The following is a 16,547-nucleotide window of genomic DNA, read 5'->3' on the forward strand; positions in this document are numbered from 1 at the left end:
ATCCTCCCAGATCGGCTCGGCCTCCGGACGACCGGGCGGCGAGCGGGCATCTATTTATCAGGCAGGGTTCCTGATAGTTTACGGCGGCACACCGTGGAACCATCACCTGGGGAGGGACCCGAACATGAGTGAAGTGGTCTACGACCAGCGCGAGGTCAGGCGCGCCCGGTACGCCGTGGCGGCCGTGTTCGCCGTGCACGGAGCCGTCACCGGGTCCTTCGCGACCCGCGTGCCGTGGATCCAGGACCACGCGTCGGTCAGCGCGGGACAGCTCGGCTTCGCTCTCGCCTTCACCGCGTTCGGCGCGTCCTGCTCGATGCCGCTGGCCGGCCGGATCACCCACCGCTTCGGCAGCCGTACGGCGCTGCGCGGTCTCATCGCCCTGTGGACGCTGGCCCTGGTCCTGCCCGCCCTGGCACCGAACCTGCCGGCCCTGTGCCTCGCGATGTTCGTGTACGGCGCCACGGCGGGAATGGCCGACGTCGCCATGAACGCGCTGGGGGTCGAGGTCGAGAACCGGCTCGACAAGTCGATCATGTCCGGGCTGCACGGCATGTGGAGCGCCGGCGCGCTGATCGGCGCGGCGGCCGGCACGCTCGCCGCGCACCTGGGCGCGGACGCGCGGCTGCACCACGGTCTGGCCGCGGCCGTCCTCACCCTCCTCGGCCTCGCCGCCTGCCGATGGGTGCTCGACCTGCAGCCCACCGAGGACGAGGAGCCGCCGCCGCGCTTCGCGCTGCCGCCCCGGTCGGCACTGCTCATCGGCGCGGTCGGCTTCTGCGCGGTCTTCGCGGAGGGCGCGAGCCTGGACTGGTCGGCGGTCTACCTGCGCGACCGGCTGGACAGCTCGGCCGCCCTGGCCGCGGCCTCGACCACCGGTTTCATGCTGACCATGGCGGTGGCCCGGCTGGTCGGCGACACGGTGGTGAACCGCTTCGGCGCCGTCCGCACCGTGCGGGCCGGCGGCGTCCTCGCCGTGCTCGGCGGCCTGCTGGTCGTCGTCTCCGGACATCCGGCGGTGGCGATGAGCGGCTTCGCGCTGCTCGGACTCGGGATCGCGGTCGTCGTCCCGCTCTGCTTCGCGGCGGCCGGGCGCAGCGGTCCCAACCCCAGTCAGGCCATCGCGGGCGTCGCGACCATCACGTACACCTCGGGGCTCATCGCGCCGAGCCTGATCGGGTCGGTGGCGCAGGCGACGAACCTGACGGTGTCGTTCGCCCTGGTCACGGTCCTGGCGGTCGGGCTGGTCACGTTCGCGGGCGTGCTGCGCTCCGGGGACCGCGTCAGCCCGAAGGTCGCTCCGCCGAGCGCAGCAGTTCCCGGCCCACGGCCCTGAACCGCTCGCTCCACGGCGCCGGGCGCAGCGTCCCGGCGTCGAGCCGGACGAGCACCCGGGTCCCGTGCGCGTAGGTGACCGCGCCGTCGGGCGAGCAGAAGCGGAAGCCGTACGTCAGTCCGGTGGTGCCGAGCCTTTCCAGCCAGAGGTGGACGGCGTACGTGCCGGGGCGGCTGACCGGGGCCTCATAGGTGATCCTCAGCTCCTTGACGGCGTTGCACGAGTCGCCCGCCGCCTCCCAGTCGCCGTCGAAGCCGAAGCCGCGCTCGTTCCACAGCGCGGTCCAGGCGCGCTCGACCAGGACCGGGTAGCGGGCGTTGTGCAGCAGTCCGAGCGCGTCGAGGTCGTCGAAGTGGACGGTGACGGGCAGGAGCCGTCCGTACGGGAGGGCGGGGGCGACGGGTGCTTCGGCGGTCACGGGCGGGGCTCCTGGGACGTGCTGCGACGCGCGGACGGCGCGGGCCTGGCTGAAACGGTGTCCCCATCCTAAGCAAACGCTCAGGAGCCCCGCCCCGGCGGGATCAGCCCGCGATGGAGTCGAGCTGCTCGGCGGCCGGACGCAGCTCCCACAGGTCCCCGCCGGGCGGCGCTTCGAGCCGCGGCACGGCGGCCCGCGCGGCCCGGTCCCCCGCGTCGGCCGCGGCACGCACCACGTCGCTCGCGGCGAAGCGGTGGAACTCCAGCTCGGGACGGCCCCACGGCTCGGCGCCGGTCGCCGCCGGCAGCAGGTAGTCGACCGCCTTGAACAGACTCTGGCCGTCGGGCCCCCGGTACGCCCACAGGTCCACGCCGACCTTCCGGCCGATCTCCGCGAGCCGGGTGTACGCCACCAGGTCGAAGGTCGAGTAGTGCCAGCTCCGGGTGCGGGCGAGCTCCTGGGGCTGGCCGCCGTCGGCGGCGATCTGCGGGTCGACGCGCAGGGCGCCCGCGGCGAGCACGGTCCGCCGGGCGAGGCCCTTGTCGCCGGTCGCGTACGCGAGGGCGGCGAGCTGCATGTCGTAGAAGGTGCCGTGGTTGTTGCGCGCCGCGCCCTCCTCCTTGCCGAAGGCGCTGTCCGTCAGCCAGTCGCGGTAGCCGGTGTTCCAGGCGAGCATGGCGGCCCGGTCGCGCCGGGACCAGCCGGGGGCGCCGGTGTCCAGGAGGGCGATCGCGTCGAGGACGCTCGTGTAGGACTGCGAGAAGTCGATGACGCCGATGGCCCGGCCGTCGTACTTGCAGGGGATGAACTGGCCGTGGTCCAGGTTCGGGTTCATCCGGGTGGCCGGGTCCAGGAACCAGGTGCGCAGGACCTGGGCGGCCTTCACCGCGTACCTCTTCTCGCCGGTGTAGTACCAGGCGAGCGCGAGGTCGTACGTCGAGTCGAACACCTTCTCCACGTCCTGGCGGTCGGTGCCGGTGTCCACCTCGGGGTTGCGCTGCCCGTCGCGCTGGACGTACGGGCACCCCCAGGGGTTGTCGGCGGTGGCGGGCCGCGAGGGCCACCAGTAGGGAGCCTGGCTGAGGTAGTCGTGAACGTCCCCGCCGGGAGCGGGTCTCGGCTTGTCGACGACCGTCCAGGGGCCCTGGTCCAGCCAGTTGTCGGCACGGGCGGTCAACTTCCGCAGGACGCCAGCGAGTCGGTGGTCGCCCTTCTCCAGCCGGGCGCGGGTGCGCCGCAGCCGGCCGCCGTCCAGGACCACGGTCCCCGGCGGCTCGGACACGGCCCGGCCGGACACCGCGGACGCGGCGCGGGCGGACACCGAGGGGACGGACGGGGACGCCGTACGGGCCGACGCCGTACGGGCCGACGCCGAGGGGGCCACGAGGGACGTGAGCGTGGCGGTGGCCGCCGCGATCGTCAGGCCCAGTCTGAGACGTGCACTCACAGAACACTCCGATCATACATATGAACGATGTTCATGAGATGGACCGGTCGAGCGTAGAGCGGCTGGCAGGACGTGACAATGGTCCGGACCGATTCACGTACAGAGAAAGCGGACCTCACCATGGACCTCGGCGTGGGCTGGAAACTGCACGGCGACGGGCGGACCCCCGCCCCGGGAGCGGTCGTCCGCCCCGACGAACGCCTCTCCTGGCCCCGGACCTTCGGGCTCGGCGCCCAGCACGTCGTGGCCATGTTCGGGGCGTCGTTCGTGGCGCCCGTTTTGATGGGACTCGACCCGAATCTCGCCATCATGATGTCCGGGATCGCGACGGTGATCTTCCTGCTCGCCACCCGCGGCCGGGTGCCCAGCTATCTGGGCTGTTCGCTCTCCTTCGTGGGCGTCGCCGCCGTGATCCGCGCGCAGGGCGGCACCAGCGCCACGGTGACCGGCGCGTGCTTCGTGGTCGGTGTCGCGCTGTTCCTGGTGGGTCTGGCCGTCCAGCGGTTCGGGGCGAGGATCATCCACGCCGCGATGCCGCCGATCGTGACCGGCGCGGTCGTCATGCTGATCGGCTTCAACCTGGCACCGGTGACGGCGTCCACCTACTGGCCGCAGGACCAGTGGACGGCCCTGCTCACCATGCTGGTCACCGGCGCGGCCGTGGTGTGCCTGCGCGGTTTCTGGTCGCGCATCGCGATCTTCCTCGGACTGGTCTTCGGCTACGCGGTCTCCTGGCTCTTCGACCGGATCTTCGGCAGGATCCACGCGGCGGACGCGAGCGGCAAGGTCACCGACCACTGGCGGCTGGACCTCTCCGGGGTCGAGAACGCGGACTGGATCGGACTGCCGTCCTTCCACGGACCGGCGTTCCAGTGGTCCGCGATCCTCGTCGCGCTGCCGGTGGTCATCGCGCTGGTCGCCGAGAACGCGGGGCACGTCAAGGCCGTCGGCGAGATGACCGGCGACCCGCTGGACGACAAGCTGGGCACCGCGATCTCCGCGGACGGCGCCGCCTCCATGCTCTCCACCGCGGTCGGCGGACCGCCCAACACCACGTACTCCGAGAACATCGGCGTGATGGCCGCGACCCGGGTCTACTCCACGGCCGCGTACTGGGCCGCCGCCGGCTTCGCCCTGCTCTTCGGGCTGTGCCCCAAGTTCGGCGCGGTGGTCGCGGCGATCCCGGGCGGTGTCCTCGGCGGCATCACCGTCATCCTCTACGGCATGATCGGGCTGCTCGGCGCCCAGATCTGGCTCAACGCCCGGGTGGACCTGCGCAATCCGCTGAACCTGGTGCCCGCCGCCGCGGGCATCATCATCGGCATCGGCGGCGTCACCCTGAAGTTCACCGACAACTTCTCGCTGAACGGCATCGCGCTGGGCACCATCGTCGTGATCACCGGCTATCACGCGCTGCGGGCGATGGCCCCGCCCCACCTCCGGCAGGAACCGCTGCTCGACTCGGGGACATCCGCGTACGACGAGCCCGGGGACCGGCGCGCCGGCTCATAGAGGTGCTCCGCCGGGAAGGCCCCGGTGCGCCCCGGCGGCCGTCCGGCTCCCCGGCCCGCGTTCCCCCGTTCCGGGGAAGCCCCGGGAACGGCGGCGCGCCGGCCGGCCCGGGACTGGGACGCTGCCTCCATGACGCAGTCGGCACCGTCCACCGCTCCCGTTGACATGGTCGTCTCCCGCATGCGCGCCCTGGACGCGAGGCTCCCCGAGCGCGACGGCCTCGCGGTCTTCAACCGCGTCTACCTCGCGGTCACCGAGGAGTTCGGCCGCCTCCTGGACGCCGGGGCCTTCCCCGACCGCCGGGCCGCGACGACGCTGGACGTGCGGTTCGCGGAGCGCTACCTGACGGTGGCCGAGGAGGGCCGGGCGCCCGCGTGCTGGCGGCCGTTGCTGCGCTTCCGCCGCCATCCCGGGGTACGTCCGCTGCAGTTCGCGCTCTCGGGCATCAACGCGCACATCGGGCACGACCTCGCGTTCGCCGTGGTGGACAGCTGCCGGTCGCTCGGCTGCGAACCGGCCGACCTGGAGGACGAGTTCGACCGGGTGGGCGACCTCCTGACCGCACTGGAGGAACGCATCCGCGAAGAGCTGATGCCGGGCCCCGACCTGCTCCAGATCGCCGATCCGCTCACCCATCTGCTCGGCTCCTGGAGTCTGGAGCGGGCCCGCGAGGCCACCTGGGCGGCGGCGCGGGCCCTGTGGGCGCTGCGCGGACTCCCCGGCCTGGCCGAGGAGTTCGGTGACCGCCTCGACGCGGCGGTGGGCCTGGCCGGCCGGATGCTGCTCACTCCCCTGCCGGACTGATCCGGCCACCCGACGCGGTCCTCGCCGGAACAACCGGACACTCACTGTACGTTGACGTGTCGGCACACCCCGATGCGAAGGAGTACACCGGTATGACGACGCGACTCGGCCTCGCCCTCCCCCAGATGAAGCAGTACGACCTCGGACGGGACGTGCCCGACGTGGCACGCACCGCGGAGGCGATCGGTTACGACAGCCTGTGGGTCTTCGAGCGGGCCCTGTTCCCGGACCCCCCGACCCAGGGGCTGTACGGCGTCGAGGGGCTGGCCTGGCCGGACGCCTACCGGGGCGTCGCCGAGCCGCTGGTGACCCTGACGCTCGCGGCCGCGGCCACCCGGCGCGCCGAGCTCGGCACCAGCGTCCTGGTCGCGCCGCTGCACACGCCCTTCCAGCTCGCCAAGGCCCTCGCCTCGCTCGACGCGGCCAGCGGCGGCCGGGTCGTGGCGGGCCTCGGCACGGGCTGGTCGCTCGACGAGTACGCGGCGGCCTCCGCGCGGCCCTTCGAGGAGCGCGGTGAGGCCCTCGACGAGGTGATCGAGGTGTGCCGCGCCGTGTGGGGTCCCGACCCGGTGGTCCTCGACGGCACTCTCACCAAGGTCGCCTCGGCCGTGGTCGGCCCCAAGCCGGCCCGGCCGATACCGATCCTGCTCGCCGCCAACACGGGCAAGGCGCGGCGCAGGCTCGTCGACCACGCGGACGGCTGGATGCCGGTCGGCATGGGGGTCGAGCAACTGGCCGTGCAATGGCGCCAGTTGCAGGATCTGGCCGCCGAGCGCGGGCGCACCCGGCCGCTGCGGACCGTGCTGCGCACGAACCTGCGCTACTCGCCCAAACCGTACGTCGGCGACGACCGCGGGCCCTTCCAGGGAGCCGTCGAACAGATCGTGGAGGACCTGGTCGCCCACGCCGAGGTCGGCCTGGACGAGATCTTCCTCGATCTGCAGAGCGAGGTCCGGGACGCCGAGGAGCTGAAGGACGTGGCGGCCGAGGTGTACGAAGCGGCGCGGGCCGCCGGGGTGTGACCCGGCCGCCCGCGCCGCGGGACGAGGATCAGTCCTCGGGCAGTTCCACCGGCGCGATCTCGTCGTAGACGTCGCCGGGCCCGGGGTTGGCGGGGTCGGTGGTCCCGCCGAGCTGGTGCATGACGCCCCAGACCGCGTTCAGCGCGGTCTGGACGGCGCCCTCGGCCCAGCCGGCCGTCCAGGAGATGTCGTCGCCCGCGAGGAAGATGCCCCGCTTGTCCTCGGGCAGCGCGTCCTGCATGAAGTGCGTGAACAGACGGCGCTGGTAGCGGTAGTGACCCGGCAGGTTGGCCTTGAACGCGCCCATGAAGTAGGGCTCGTTCTCCCAGGACACGGTCACCGGGTTGCCGATGATGTGCTTCCGGATGTCGACCTTGGGGTAGATCTCGCCGAGCGACTTCAGCATGACCTCCATGCGCTCGCTCGCGGACAGCGGCAGCCACTTCAGGCTGTCGTCGCACCACGTGTACGAGAGGCAGATGACGGCGGGCTTGTCCGGGCCGTCGTCGAGGAGGTAGGTACCGCGCGTCATCCGGTCGGTGAGCGTCATCGACATGACGTCACGGCCGGTCTCCTCGTCCTTGTCCAGCCAGAACGGCCGGTCGACGGGCACGAAGAGCTTGCTCGACTCCATGTAGTGCGTGCGCTCGATCGCCGTCCAGTGGTCGATCGGGAAGAGCGAGTCGTCGCAGGCGACCTTGGAGAGCAGCATCCAGGACTGGGCGGTGAAGATCGCCGCCTTGTAGGTGCGGATGTCGCCGTTCGCGTCCGTCACGGTGATGCCGTTGCCCGCCGTGCGGTTCAGCCGGGTCACGGCCGGGCGCGGGGCGCCGTCGTGCAGGCTCGACAGCGAGGTGCCGTACGCCCAGTGGACGATCTTCTCCGGCTCGCGCTCCCACAGGCGCAGCGGGAGCTGCTGGGAGCCGCCGACGATGCCGCGGTGGTGGTCGTCGGCCTCGGTGTAGACGACCCGCAGGATCTCCAGGATGGAGTTCGGGAAGTCGGTGTCCCAGCCGCCGGTGCCGAAGCCGACCTGGCCGAAGATCTCGCGGTGGCGGAAGGACTTGAAGGACTCCGAGTCGCACAGGAAGCCGTAGAAGGTCTGGTTGTCGAGCTTCTCGACGAGCTCGGACCAGATCTCGCGGATGCGCGGGACGTCGCGCTCGCGCATGGCCTGGTTCATGTCGGAGAAGTCGGCGCCGTCCTCCAGGCAGGCGTTCCAGGCGTTCATCACGTCGCGGTAGACCTGCGGGAGGTCGTCGACGGAGGTCGCGTAGTGCGACTCGCCCTTGAGGTCGACGACCGTCGAGGGCGTCGACTCCGCGAGGGGGTTGGGGAACGGACGGGTCTCGAGGCCGACCAGGTCGATGTAGTGCTGGAGGGCGGTGGAGGAGGGCGGGAAGCGCATCGCGCCCATCTCGGCGGTGAGCGAGGGGTCGCAGCCCTCGAAGCCGACCGTGCGCAGCCGGCCGCCGATCTCGTCGGCCTCGTAGACGACGGGCTTGAGGCCCATCTTCATCAGCTCGTACGCGGCGACGATGCCGGACAGTCCGCCGCCGATGACGGCGACCTCGGTGCCGTGCTCGGTGGCGGGTATCTGGCCGAGGCCCGCGGGGTGCGCGAGGAAGTCGTCGTAGGCGTAGGGGAAGTCCGGGCCGAACATGGTGATCGGCGGCTGCTGCACGTCGGCGTGCTGGACGGCGTTGGGCACGGTGGACGTCATGGGGTACGGACTCCTTGCGCGAAAGCTGGTGAGGGGAAGGCGTGGGGACCGGCCGGGGACCTGGCCGGGTGGAGGATCAGACGAGGGACCCGTAGAGGCCGGGGCGGCGGTCCTTCAGATACGGGTTCGTCTCGCGCGAGGCCGCCAGCAGGACCGGGTCGGCGTCCGCCAGGACCAGTTCCTCGCCGCGGCCGGCGCGGGCACGGGCGACGCCGTCGGGGCCGGCCAGCGTGGACAGTCCGACGAACTCGAACTCCCCTTCAGGACCGGTGCGGTTGACGTAGGCGACGTACATCTGGTTCTCGAAGGCGCGCACCGGGACGACGGACTCGGCGACGAACTGGAACGGGTGCATCTGCGCGGTCGGCACGAGCAGCAGGTCGGTGCCGGCGAGGGCGTGCGCCCGGACGTTCTCCGGGAACTCGACGTCGTAGCAGATCATGAGGCCGACCCGCAGGCCGTCCAGCTCCGCCTGTACGACGGTCTGCTCGCCGGGCGTGAAGTGCTCGCGCTCGAAGCAGCCGAAGAGGTGGGTCTTGCGGTAGTTCGCGAGGCGGGTGCCGTCGGCAGAGATCAGCTGCACGGAGTTGAAGACCCGCGCCGCGCCGTCGGCCCCGGGGGCCTCGCGCTCGGGGTAGCCGTAGGCGACGGCGACGCCGTGCCGGGCGGCGATCTCGGCCACCGCGTCGGCGGAGTCGCCGTCGGCCGGCTCGGCGAGCCGCGCGATGTCGTCGCCGATGGCGTAACCGGTCAGGAACATCTCCGACGTCACGATCAGCCCGGCTCCCGCCGCGGCGGCGCGGCCCGCGGCCTCGTCGAGCACCTTGAGGTTCTCGACGACCGAGCCGGGGCGGCCGGAGCTCTGGAGCAGGGCTGTGCGCATGCGGGTTCTCCACCGGTACGAGGGGGATTCGGGGGCCAGATAGACGGTACGGTCGGCCGGCTCGGGGGGACAAGAAGGACCCGTTGCGCGCAACTGGACGATTCGTTGCGCGCACACGGCTCCCGGCGGCGATTCGTTGCGCACCCCTCCACGGGCCCCGGACACGCCCCCGTCCGCGGGAGACGCAGGTCACAAGCGGGTTCGACCACCCTCGGACACGACGGGGGCGAACGGGGCGGAGACGTCACGGAGCCGAGACACCAGGACGGGGTCCGACGGTCGCGACCTGGGGCGGACGCCCGGCGGTCATTGTCGCGGGGAGAGGGCGGACGCCCGGCGGTCGGGCCGCGCGGGCGGGACTCCTGGCACCACGGTCGCGAAGGGGGTGGATGCCCGACGGCCGGGCTACGGGGGCGGGACGCCTGGCGCCACGGTCACGGAGGGCGGTGGATGCCCGACGGTCGGGCTACGGAGGCGGGACTCCTGGCACCACGGTCACGGAGGGCGGTGGATGCCCGACGGTCACGATCACACCGACAGGGTCCCGGCGCCACAGCCCCGAGGGGGGCAGAAGATGCCCGGCGATCACGGTCGCTCGGGCAGGACGCCCGGCGCCCCGGTCGCGAGGGGGGGGTGGATGCCCGACGGGCGGGACGGCCGGCTCGCGGGTGTGCATGGTCGAGGTGCCTGTCCGCTGTGGTCCCGCACCCCGCGGTCCTCGCGGTCCCCGCGGTCACAGCTCGCGCAGCCGCTCCACGATCTCGCGCAGCAGTTCCGGGTCGGCCGCCGGAGAACCGTCCGGCGGGCGGTACGGCTCGTCGATGGTCAGCAGACCGGCCTCGGCCAGGTCGCCGAGCAGGACGCGTACGACGGTCAGCGGCAGGTCGGCGTCCGCGGCGAGCTCCACGACCGGGCGGGGGCCGCGGCGGGCCAGATCGAGCAGCGCGGCCGCCGCGTGGTCGAGACCGGGCGGCCCGGCGTCCGTCTCCAGGACCGTGACCCGCGACATCAGATCGATGACGTGCCGGTCCGAGGGCCGGGTCCGGCCCCCGGTGACGGTGTAGGGCCGCACCATCGGCCCGGTCTCGTCCTCGTACCAGTGCTCGTCGGTCACGGCCGGATCAGAGACCCGCGGGATCAGTCGCCGAACGTACGGCGGCGGCCATGTGGCGGCCGACGCGGCGGACGAGCAGTGCCATCTCGTGGGCGAGCTGTCCGACGTCCGTCTGCACCTCGCTGAGCACGGCGAGCCGGCTGCCGTCGCCCGCCGGGGTGATGAAGAGGTAGGCGTCGTCGAGCATCACCATGGTCTGGCGCACCCCGCCCGCGGCGAAGCGCTCGCCCACCGAGCGGGCGAGGCCGTGGAAGCCCGAGCAGACCGCCGCGAGGTGTTCGATGTCCCGTCTGCGCATGCCGTCCGAGCAGCTCAGCGGGAGGCCGTCGGCGGTGAGGAGCACGGCCTGGCGGACGTGATCGGTCCTGGCCACGAGGTCGTCGAGCAACCACCCGAGATCGGTGCCGGGCCGGCCGGTGTCGTCCCCGGACTCGTGGGCGGTGCCCGCGGGCCCCGGGTGCCGGTCCTCCAGGGGCTGGGCGGGGTGCTCTGGGAGCTGGTCAGGGCGCATCGTCGGCGTCCGTCCCTTCCTCGGTGTCGGTTCGCTGCGCGGGCCCGGGCTGCGCGGAGCCCTGCCCGTCGGCCTCCGGCTGTGCGGGCAGGCCCTTGCGGCCTCGGTCGAGGCCGCGCTGGAAGGCTCCGAAGACCGCGCGCATCTCCTCCGGCGTGATCTCGCGCTCCGGCGGCTCGTCGGCCACCGGCACCGGGTCACGCAGCTCCGGGGCGAGGGCCCGCTGACGGACCCGGGTGGGCAGCGCGGGCGGTTCCGGAGCCGGGGCCTCGGGCGGCACGGAGCCGGTCCTGCGCTCCTCGGACACCTTCCGCTGCGCCGGGAGGACCGCGGTGGCGGTCCGCGTGGGCAGTGCCGCGGGAGCCGTGTCGGCGCCCGCCGCCGGTTGCGCGGTCTCCACCGGGGCGAGGACCGTCTCCGGCAGCAGGACCACCGCCGTCGTGCCGCCGTACGGCGAACGGCACAGTGTGACCTTGATGCCGTGCCGTGCGGCGAGCCGGCCCACCACGTACAGCCCGAGCCGGTCGTGCCGGGTCGGGTCGAAGCCCTCCGGTGTGGTGAGGGTGCGGTGGGCCTCGTCGATCTGGTCGGGTTCGAGGCCGAGGCCCCGGTCGTCGATCTCCAGGACGAACCCGCTCTCGGCCCGCCCGGTGCGCAGGGTGACCTGGGTGCGGGGCGGTGAGAACACGGTGGCGTTCTCGACGAGTTCGGCGATCAGGTGGACGACGTCGGCGACGGCGTCCGCCGCGACGCCCACCTCGGGCATGGGCGGGACCACGACGCGCGTGTACTGCTCGATCTCGCTCACCGCGGAGGCCACCACCTCGGCGACGGGCACCGGCCGCCGCCAACGGCGGCCCGGAGCCGAGCCGGAGAGGATGATCAGGCTCTCCGCGTGGCGCCGCATACGGGTGGTGAGGTGATCGATCCGGAAGAGGTCGTCCAGGACGTCCGGGTCGTCGGTACGCCGCTCCAGCGTGTCGACGAGCTTGAGCTGGCGGTGGACGAGCGCCTGGTTGCGACGGGCGATGTTCAGGAGCACCGCGAACAGCCCGCGGCGCAGGGTCGCCTGCTTGACGGCGGCCTCGACGGCGGCGAGCCGGGCGGTGTTGAAGGACCGGCCGACCTGGCCGATCTCGTCGGCCACCGCCTCCATGTCCGCCAGCGGTGGCGCCTCCGCGGCCGCGTCCACCTCTTCGCCGGCGCTCAACCGATTCATGACATCCGGCAGCTGACGGTTGGTCAGTAGATCGGCGGCGTCGCGCAGCGACTCCAGGCGGCGCGAGATGCGCCGGGCGCCGCGCACCGAGAACCAGAGGGACAGCCCGACGGCGGCCAGCCCGAGCACACCGACGATCGCGGCCTTGGTGAGCTCCCGGTAGGCGAACGCCCGCCCCCGTGCGGCGGAGTTGATCGCGGACTGGGTGCACAGCTGCATGTACCGCTTGACGGCGCGGTCACTGGTGGTGCGCCAGGAGCCGGCCGCGACGGCCTCGCCCGCCCGCTGCGCGCCCGCCCGCAGCAGGGCGTCCTCGCTCCGGGTCAGTTCCCGGTGGAGGTCGTCGCGCTGGAAGGCCTCGAAGAGGGCGCGGGAGTCGGCCGGCAGGTCGGGCACATAGGTCCGCTCGAAGACCCGGCGGTCCTCGATGGTCGCGGTGAGGGTGTCGTACTGGGGGTCGGTGAGCGCCCCGTCGGCACGGGCCCCGGCGACGAGCGCGTCCTCGCGCGACACGAACTCCCGCACCCGCACCAGCTCGACGACGACCTGCGCCTCACGGGCCAGCTGTCCCGCCTGGAGCGCCGTGAGCGCGGAGGGGACGTCGAAACCCGGTTCCAGCAGGGCACTGTATTCGGCCACGGCGCGGTCCCAGGTGACGTCGCGGGACAGCACCCGGCCGCGCAGGCCCTCCAGCTCGCCGACGGAGTGGAGCATGGTGTCGAGCACCTGCCGCTGGTGGCCGGAGAGCCGGCTCCGGTCCCCGTTCCGGACGGCCGCGCGCATCGCGGTGACGGCGCGGTCGGTGCGGCGCTCCTGGGCCAGCAGTTCGACGCCGGGCCGCGTTCCGTGCCGGGTGCCCAAGTACGCGGCGGCGAGGCGCCGTTCTATCTGGATCTGGCCGATCGCCGTGTCGACCGGGGTGCCGAAGTCGTCGTAGACACCCTGGAGGCGGACGAGCGCACGCAGTTCGCCGGTGACGGACACCATGGCGAAGCTCCACAGCGTCATGAGGGCGATCACCGGAGCGATCGAGAGGGCCACGATCCGCGAACGGACCGTGGGCGTACGGCCGAAGGGCCAGCGCATGGTCTCCCCAGGACGACAGGACGACAGGACGGTCGGGTGGCCGGGTGACGGTCGGTGACCCATCAGGTGTTACTCGCGGGTAGCGATCGTGGCTCAAAGTAGCGGATGGCCTGCCCGGACCGCAATGGCCTGGGCTGACTCATCGTTCAACAAAATGGCACGCCACGGCACGGTCCCGATCATCGGCCGCCGTCGGGCAGGGCGAAGACGGTGACGACCGCGGCGTGGTCGGAGGGCCAGTCGTTGCCCGCGACCTCCGGCCAGGGCCGTGGGGTGCCGACGACCAGGGTGCGGGAGTCGAGGACGGTCAGGCCCCGGTGCAGGACGAAGTCGATCCGGTCCTGCGGCTCGGGACGCCCGCTGCCGTCCTCGTGCTCGGCGTGGACGGGCGACCAGGTGTGTCCGGGTCCCGTACCGGGTCGGGGTGGGCCTCCCGGTAGGGGTCGCGCAGGCCCGCCTCCTCGGTGGCCCGGGTCACCGGCCAGGCGACATCGGGCCGGTCCAGGTGCGAGGGCGCGTTGAAGTCGCCGGTCAGGACGACCGGCACGGACGCGTCTGCGGTGGCGGCGACCCGCCGCAGGATCTCCCGCATCCTGGCGAGCCGACCGCTCTCGTGCGCGATCAGTTCCGCCGCCGGAAGGCCGTCGAAACGGGCCTCGTAGGGACCGTACGGCGCGCAGTCGAGGTGGACGCTCCAGACGTCCACCCGCTGCCCGCCGTCGAGTTCGATCCGGACTCCCGCTCCCCCGTGGAAGCCGACGTCCGGGTCGCCGAGCTCCGCGACGATCGGGTGCCGGCTGATGACACCGAGGTTGTCGCCCGCCCGGTGGTGGTACCAGCCGAGGGCCTCGGCGAGTTCCCGCGCCGCGTTCCCGTACGTCTCCTGCAGGCCGACCACGTCCGCCCCGGTCCCGGCGATGGCCTCGAGCTGCTTCTCGCGGTACCCGTCGACCTCGGTGCCGCCGAGCCAGAGGTTCCAGCTCATCACCCGCAGCTCGCCCGGAGCGACCATGGAACGCAGCCGGGCCGGGGAGACACCCTCCAGGCTGCCCAGCACGGTGCGGCCGGCCGCGGGCGCGATCGGCGCGAGCGAGGGCACCGCGAGCACGGCGCAGCCGGCCGACTCGGCCGAGGTGACGCCGGTCTGGGTGTCCTCGACGGCGACGCAGGCGGCGGGGTCGACGCCGGGCTGGATGCCACCGAAGGAGCCGCCGCTCGCCAGCGCGGCCGCGTACACGCCGCCGAACGCCGAACCGGACTTGGCGGGGTTGCCGTTGAGCGCGACCTGGCCCTTGTACTGCGGCTTGCGCAGGTCCTTGAAGGCCGTCGGGCATTCCTTGACCTTCTCGGCGTCGCAGCCGATGGAGATTTGACATGCTCCTCGTTCCTGAAGGGCGAGGATTCCGGCCTTCCTCGACTGGTTGCCGTGCCGCTACGCGGCACGGTTTCCGGTCGGGACTCCGTGGCTTCCTGTTTCTTCGCGCTGTGCCGGGATCGCTCCTGGTCTTACCGGCGTCCCGCAGGCCGATGCCGCCAGTCCGGCGGCCGTTTTGATGTTGATCGCGGCGTTGCGGTCCCGGTCATGGGTGGTGCCGCAGGCGGTGCAGGTCCATTCCCGCACGTTCAGGGGTTTGGGTCCGTCCTTGACCCCGCAGGCGGAGCAGACCTGGCTCGTCGGTTCGAACCTGCCGATCCTGACGAGAGTGCGGCCGTACCGGGCCGCCTTGTACGCCAGCATGCCGATGAACTGTGCCCAGCCCGCGTCGTGCACGCTCTTGGCCAGCCTGGTGCGTGCGAGTCCCTTCACCGCCAGGTCCTCCACGCCGATCGCTTGGTTCTCGCGGATCAGCTTGGTGGAGAGCTGGATGACGAAGGGGGCGAAGTACCGTCCGGCCGCGTCCTTGACCACAGTGACCGAGGAGGGCCGTGCGGGCAGGGTGCGAGACCACTTCACCTTCACCGCGCCGATCTTCGGCAGGGTCAGCCGCCCGGAACCGGTGATGTTCCAGCGGGCATTGGCGGTGAACCGGATCGACTGACGGCCGTCCTTGCGGGACTTGAACCGCGGCGCACCGATTTTCGGGCCTTTGCGCCCACCCTTGAGGGAGGCGAAGAAGTTTCGGTAGGCGGTCTCGGCGTCGCGCAGGGACTGCTGGAGCACCACCGCGGAGACCTCACCCAGCCAGCACCCTCCACCGTCCGCTTGGCCTGGGTGATCAGGCGCGTGGACAGCTGGCCGGCCGTCGGGAACGGCCGCTGGGCCTTGCGGGCGTCCTCACGAGCGCGGACCGCGTCGTTGAACACGACACGGGCGCACCCGAACGCTTTGGCCGGCGCGGTCTGCCGAGCGGCGTCGGGGTACAGCCTGAAGGCGTACCGGAGCTGCATGACGATCACACCAGGCAAGTCGAACCCGCATCGTCACCGGGAACGTGCGAACGACTCGTCACCGGCGCGAGGCAGGGTCGGGCTCCGCCGGAACGCCACTGCGCGTCACGACCACAGGATCCGCTTCACCCCCGGCCCGAAGGCCGGAGCACTGCGAATGATTACCGGTAGCCGCCGTAGTCGTTGAACCAGCGGCCCGCGGTGCCCTTATGCCCATCTGGGAAGCCTCCGAAGGCGGTCACCTTGTACGGGGCGAGCAGATCCTGCCGGGCCGCGCCCAGCGCGAAGGAGCTGCCGAGGTCGAGGACGTCGGGGGCACGGCCTTGGCCCATGCGGGAGATGACGGCGTTGATCTCGTCCTGGCTGGAGCCGTCGGGGCTCTCGACCTGGAACTTGATGCCGTACTTCTTGGTGAAGCCGTCGATGAGAGCACCGTAGTCGGCCCAGTCACAGGGAAGGGGGCGAAATTCCTGACGCCGGGTACCAGGAACGCCCTGTCAGGGGCGCGGGGAGCCGCGCCCGGCCGCACACCCCCGCGATCACCGGCGGCGAGAACCCTCACCCCGGCGGGCGTACGAGCAGTTGCGGGGGCGCCGACTACGTAGGTGCCCCCGAGGAGAACCTCCGCAGGAGCGGCGACAACACCAGAACGGACTTCGTCCGTTCCACGAACGGCTCCCCCGCGATCCGCTCGAGGACCCGCTCGAAGTGCCGCATGTCCGAGGCGAACACCTGCACCACCGCGTCCGCCTCCCCGGTGACGGTGGAGGCGGCCACGACTTCCTGGTACCGCTCCAGACCGCGCTGGATGGTCTCCGGCGAGGTGTTGCGGCGGCAGTAGATCTCGACGAAACCCTCCGTCTCCCAGCCGAGCGCCGCCGGGTCCACCCGTACGGTGAACCCGGTGATGGCCCCGGTGGCCCGCAGCCGGTCGACCCGCCGCTTCACGGCGGGCGCGGACAGGCCGACCAGTTGCCCGATGTCCGCGTAGGAGCGGCGGGCGTCCTCGGCGAGGGCGTGCACGATGCGTTCGTCGAGATCGTTCAGCACTGCGGGTGGTTCACTTTTCTGCGAGGGTTCCTGC

At 72.2% G+C, this 16,547-nt stretch carries 12 protein-coding genes and 4 pseudogenes; 4 read left to right on the forward strand and 12 right to left on the reverse strand.

Annotated elements, in window-relative coordinates; genetic code table 11:
* Nucleotides 1-124 precede the first annotated feature (124 nt).
* Nucleotides 125-1,336 carry an MFS transporter gene (locus ACICHK_RS08535; protein WP_151468507.1) on the forward strand — a complete coding sequence of 404 codons (1,212 nt, stop codon included), beginning with the start codon at nucleotides 125-127 and terminating at the stop codon, nucleotides 1,334-1,336.
* On the opposite strand, the gene ACICHK_RS08540 is transcribed toward ACICHK_RS08535, so the two are convergent.
* On the reverse strand, nucleotides 1,284-1,754 hold the full coding sequence (locus ACICHK_RS08540; protein ID WP_151468506.1) for a thioesterase family protein: 471 nt from the start codon (nucleotides 1,752-1,754) through the stop codon (nucleotides 1,284-1,286). The genes ACICHK_RS08535 and ACICHK_RS08540 overlap by 53 nt on opposite strands.
* A gap of 103 nt (nucleotides 1,755-1,857) precedes the next feature.
* Nucleotides 1,858-3,201 (reverse strand): alginate lyase family protein, encoded by a 1,344-nt coding sequence (locus ACICHK_RS08545; protein WP_406836442.1) that lies wholly within the window; start codon nucleotides 3,199-3,201, stop codon nucleotides 1,858-1,860.
* 120 nt (nucleotides 3,202-3,321) lie between these two features.
* Between ACICHK_RS08545 and ACICHK_RS08550 the strand changes: the two genes are divergently transcribed.
* From ACICHK_RS08550 to ACICHK_RS08560, 3 genes are all read left to right on the forward strand, one after another.
* Complete coding sequence (locus tag ACICHK_RS08550; protein ID WP_406836443.1) at nucleotides 3,322-4,713, forward strand: uracil-xanthine permease family protein; 1,392 nt, start codon at nucleotides 3,322-3,324, stop codon at nucleotides 4,711-4,713.
* A gap of 129 nt (nucleotides 4,714-4,842) precedes the next feature.
* Nucleotides 4,843-5,517, forward strand: a complete 675-nt coding sequence (locus ACICHK_RS08555; protein ID WP_406836444.1) for a DUF5995 family protein — start codon at nucleotides 4,843-4,845, stop codon at nucleotides 5,515-5,517.
* 92 nt (nucleotides 5,518-5,609) lie between these two features.
* Nucleotides 5,610-6,539: a TIGR03619 family F420-dependent LLM class oxidoreductase gene (locus ACICHK_RS08560; RefSeq protein ID WP_406836445.1), complete on the forward strand. Its 930-nt coding sequence runs from the start codon at nucleotides 5,610-5,612 to the stop codon at nucleotides 6,537-6,539.
* A gap of 28 nt (nucleotides 6,540-6,567) precedes the next feature.
* On the opposite strand, the gene ACICHK_RS08565 is transcribed toward ACICHK_RS08560, so the two are convergent.
* From ACICHK_RS08565 to ACICHK_RS08610, 10 genes and pseudogenes are all read right to left on the reverse strand, one after another.
* Nucleotides 6,568-8,262 (reverse strand): flavin monoamine oxidase family protein, encoded by a 1,695-nt coding sequence (locus ACICHK_RS08565; protein ID WP_406836446.1) that lies wholly within the window; start codon nucleotides 8,260-8,262, stop codon nucleotides 6,568-6,570.
* 76 nt (nucleotides 8,263-8,338) lie between these two features.
* Nucleotides 8,339-9,145, reverse strand: coding sequence for a carbon-nitrogen hydrolase family protein (locus tag ACICHK_RS08570; protein WP_406836447.1), 807 nt, complete (start codon nucleotides 9,143-9,145; stop codon nucleotides 8,339-8,341).
* A gap of 733 nt (nucleotides 9,146-9,878) precedes the next feature.
* The gene (locus ACICHK_RS08575; protein ID WP_151468588.1) at nucleotides 9,879-10,220 is read right to left on the reverse strand and encodes a DUF742 domain-containing protein; all 342 of its coding nucleotides are present in this window, start codon (nucleotides 10,218-10,220) and stop codon (nucleotides 9,879-9,881) included.
* A 46-nt stretch (nucleotides 10,221-10,266) separates the two neighbouring features.
* A complete protein-coding gene (locus ACICHK_RS08580) occupies nucleotides 10,267-10,770 on the reverse strand; it encodes a roadblock/LC7 domain-containing protein (protein WP_151468499.1) in 504 nt (167 codons plus the stop codon).
* Nucleotides 10,760-13,075 (reverse strand): nitrate- and nitrite sensing domain-containing protein, encoded by a 2,316-nt coding sequence (locus ACICHK_RS08585; protein ID WP_406836448.1) that lies wholly within the window; start codon nucleotides 13,073-13,075, stop codon nucleotides 10,760-10,762. The genes ACICHK_RS08580 and ACICHK_RS08585 overlap by 11 nt, the downstream gene beginning before the upstream one ends.
* 179 nt (nucleotides 13,076-13,254) lie before the next feature.
* A pseudogene (locus tag ACICHK_RS08590) lies at nucleotides 13,255-14,261 on the reverse strand (endonuclease/exonuclease/phosphatase family protein); the annotation flags it as partial.
* A pseudogene (locus ACICHK_RS08595) lies at nucleotides 14,253-14,444 on the reverse strand (ABC transporter substrate-binding protein); the annotation flags it as partial. The pseudogenes ACICHK_RS08595 and ACICHK_RS08590, both read right to left, overlap by 9 nt.
* 63 nt (nucleotides 14,445-14,507) lie before the next feature.
* A pseudogene (locus tag ACICHK_RS08600) lies at nucleotides 14,508-15,463 on the reverse strand (RNA-guided endonuclease InsQ/TnpB family protein).
* A 167-nt stretch (nucleotides 15,464-15,630) separates the two neighbouring features.
* A pseudogene (locus ACICHK_RS08605) lies at nucleotides 15,631-15,921 on the reverse strand (ABC transporter substrate-binding protein); the annotation flags it as partial.
* Nucleotides 15,922-16,060: 139 nt separating this feature from the next.
* Complete coding sequence (locus ACICHK_RS08610; protein WP_151468497.1) at nucleotides 16,061-16,513, reverse strand: Lrp/AsnC family transcriptional regulator; 453 nt, start codon at nucleotides 16,511-16,513, stop codon at nucleotides 16,061-16,063.
* Between the last annotated feature and the right edge of the window lie 34 nt (nucleotides 16,514-16,547).

Origin of the sequence: Streptomyces sp. AHU1 (genome assembly GCF_045343905.1) — a bacterium.
Classification (GTDB): domain Bacteria; phylum Actinomycetota; class Actinomycetes; order Streptomycetales; family Streptomycetaceae; genus Streptomyces; species Streptomyces triticiradicis.

What these genes read in the sequence shown, in the direction of transcription:
- ACICHK_RS08535 (WP_151468507.1), top strand. Translation starts at nt 125, where the DNA reads ATGAGTGAAGTGGTCTACGACCAGCGCGAGGTCAGGCGCGCCCGGTAC.
- ACICHK_RS08550 (WP_406836443.1), top strand. Translation starts at nt 3,322, where the DNA reads ATGGACCTCGGCGTGGGCTGGAAACTGCACGGCGACGGGCGGACCCCC.
- ACICHK_RS08555 (WP_406836444.1), top strand. Translation starts at nt 4,843, where the DNA reads ATGACGCAGTCGGCACCGTCCACCGCTCCCGTTGACATGGTCGTCTCC.
- ACICHK_RS08560 (WP_406836445.1), top strand. Translation starts at nt 5,610, where the DNA reads ATGACGACGCGACTCGGCCTCGCCCTCCCCCAGATGAAGCAGTACGAC.
- ACICHK_RS08565 (WP_406836446.1), bottom strand. Translation starts at nt 8,262, where the DNA reads ATGACGTCCACCGTGCCCAACGCCGTCCAGCACGCCGACGTGCAGCAG.
- ACICHK_RS08570 (WP_406836447.1), bottom strand. Translation starts at nt 9,145, where the DNA reads ATGCGCACAGCCCTGCTCCAGAGCTCCGGCCGCCCCGGCTCGGTCGTC.
- ACICHK_RS08575 (WP_151468588.1), bottom strand. Translation starts at nt 10,220, where the DNA reads ATGGTGCGGCCCTACACCGTCACCGGGGGCCGGACCCGGCCCTCGGAC.
- ACICHK_RS08580 (WP_151468499.1), bottom strand. Translation starts at nt 10,770, where the DNA reads ATGCGCCCTGACCAGCTCCCAGAGCACCCCGCCCAGCCCCTGGAGGAC.
- ACICHK_RS08585 (WP_406836448.1), bottom strand. Translation starts at nt 13,075, where the DNA reads ATGCGCTGGCCCTTCGGCCGTACGCCCACGGTCCGTTCGCGGATCGTG.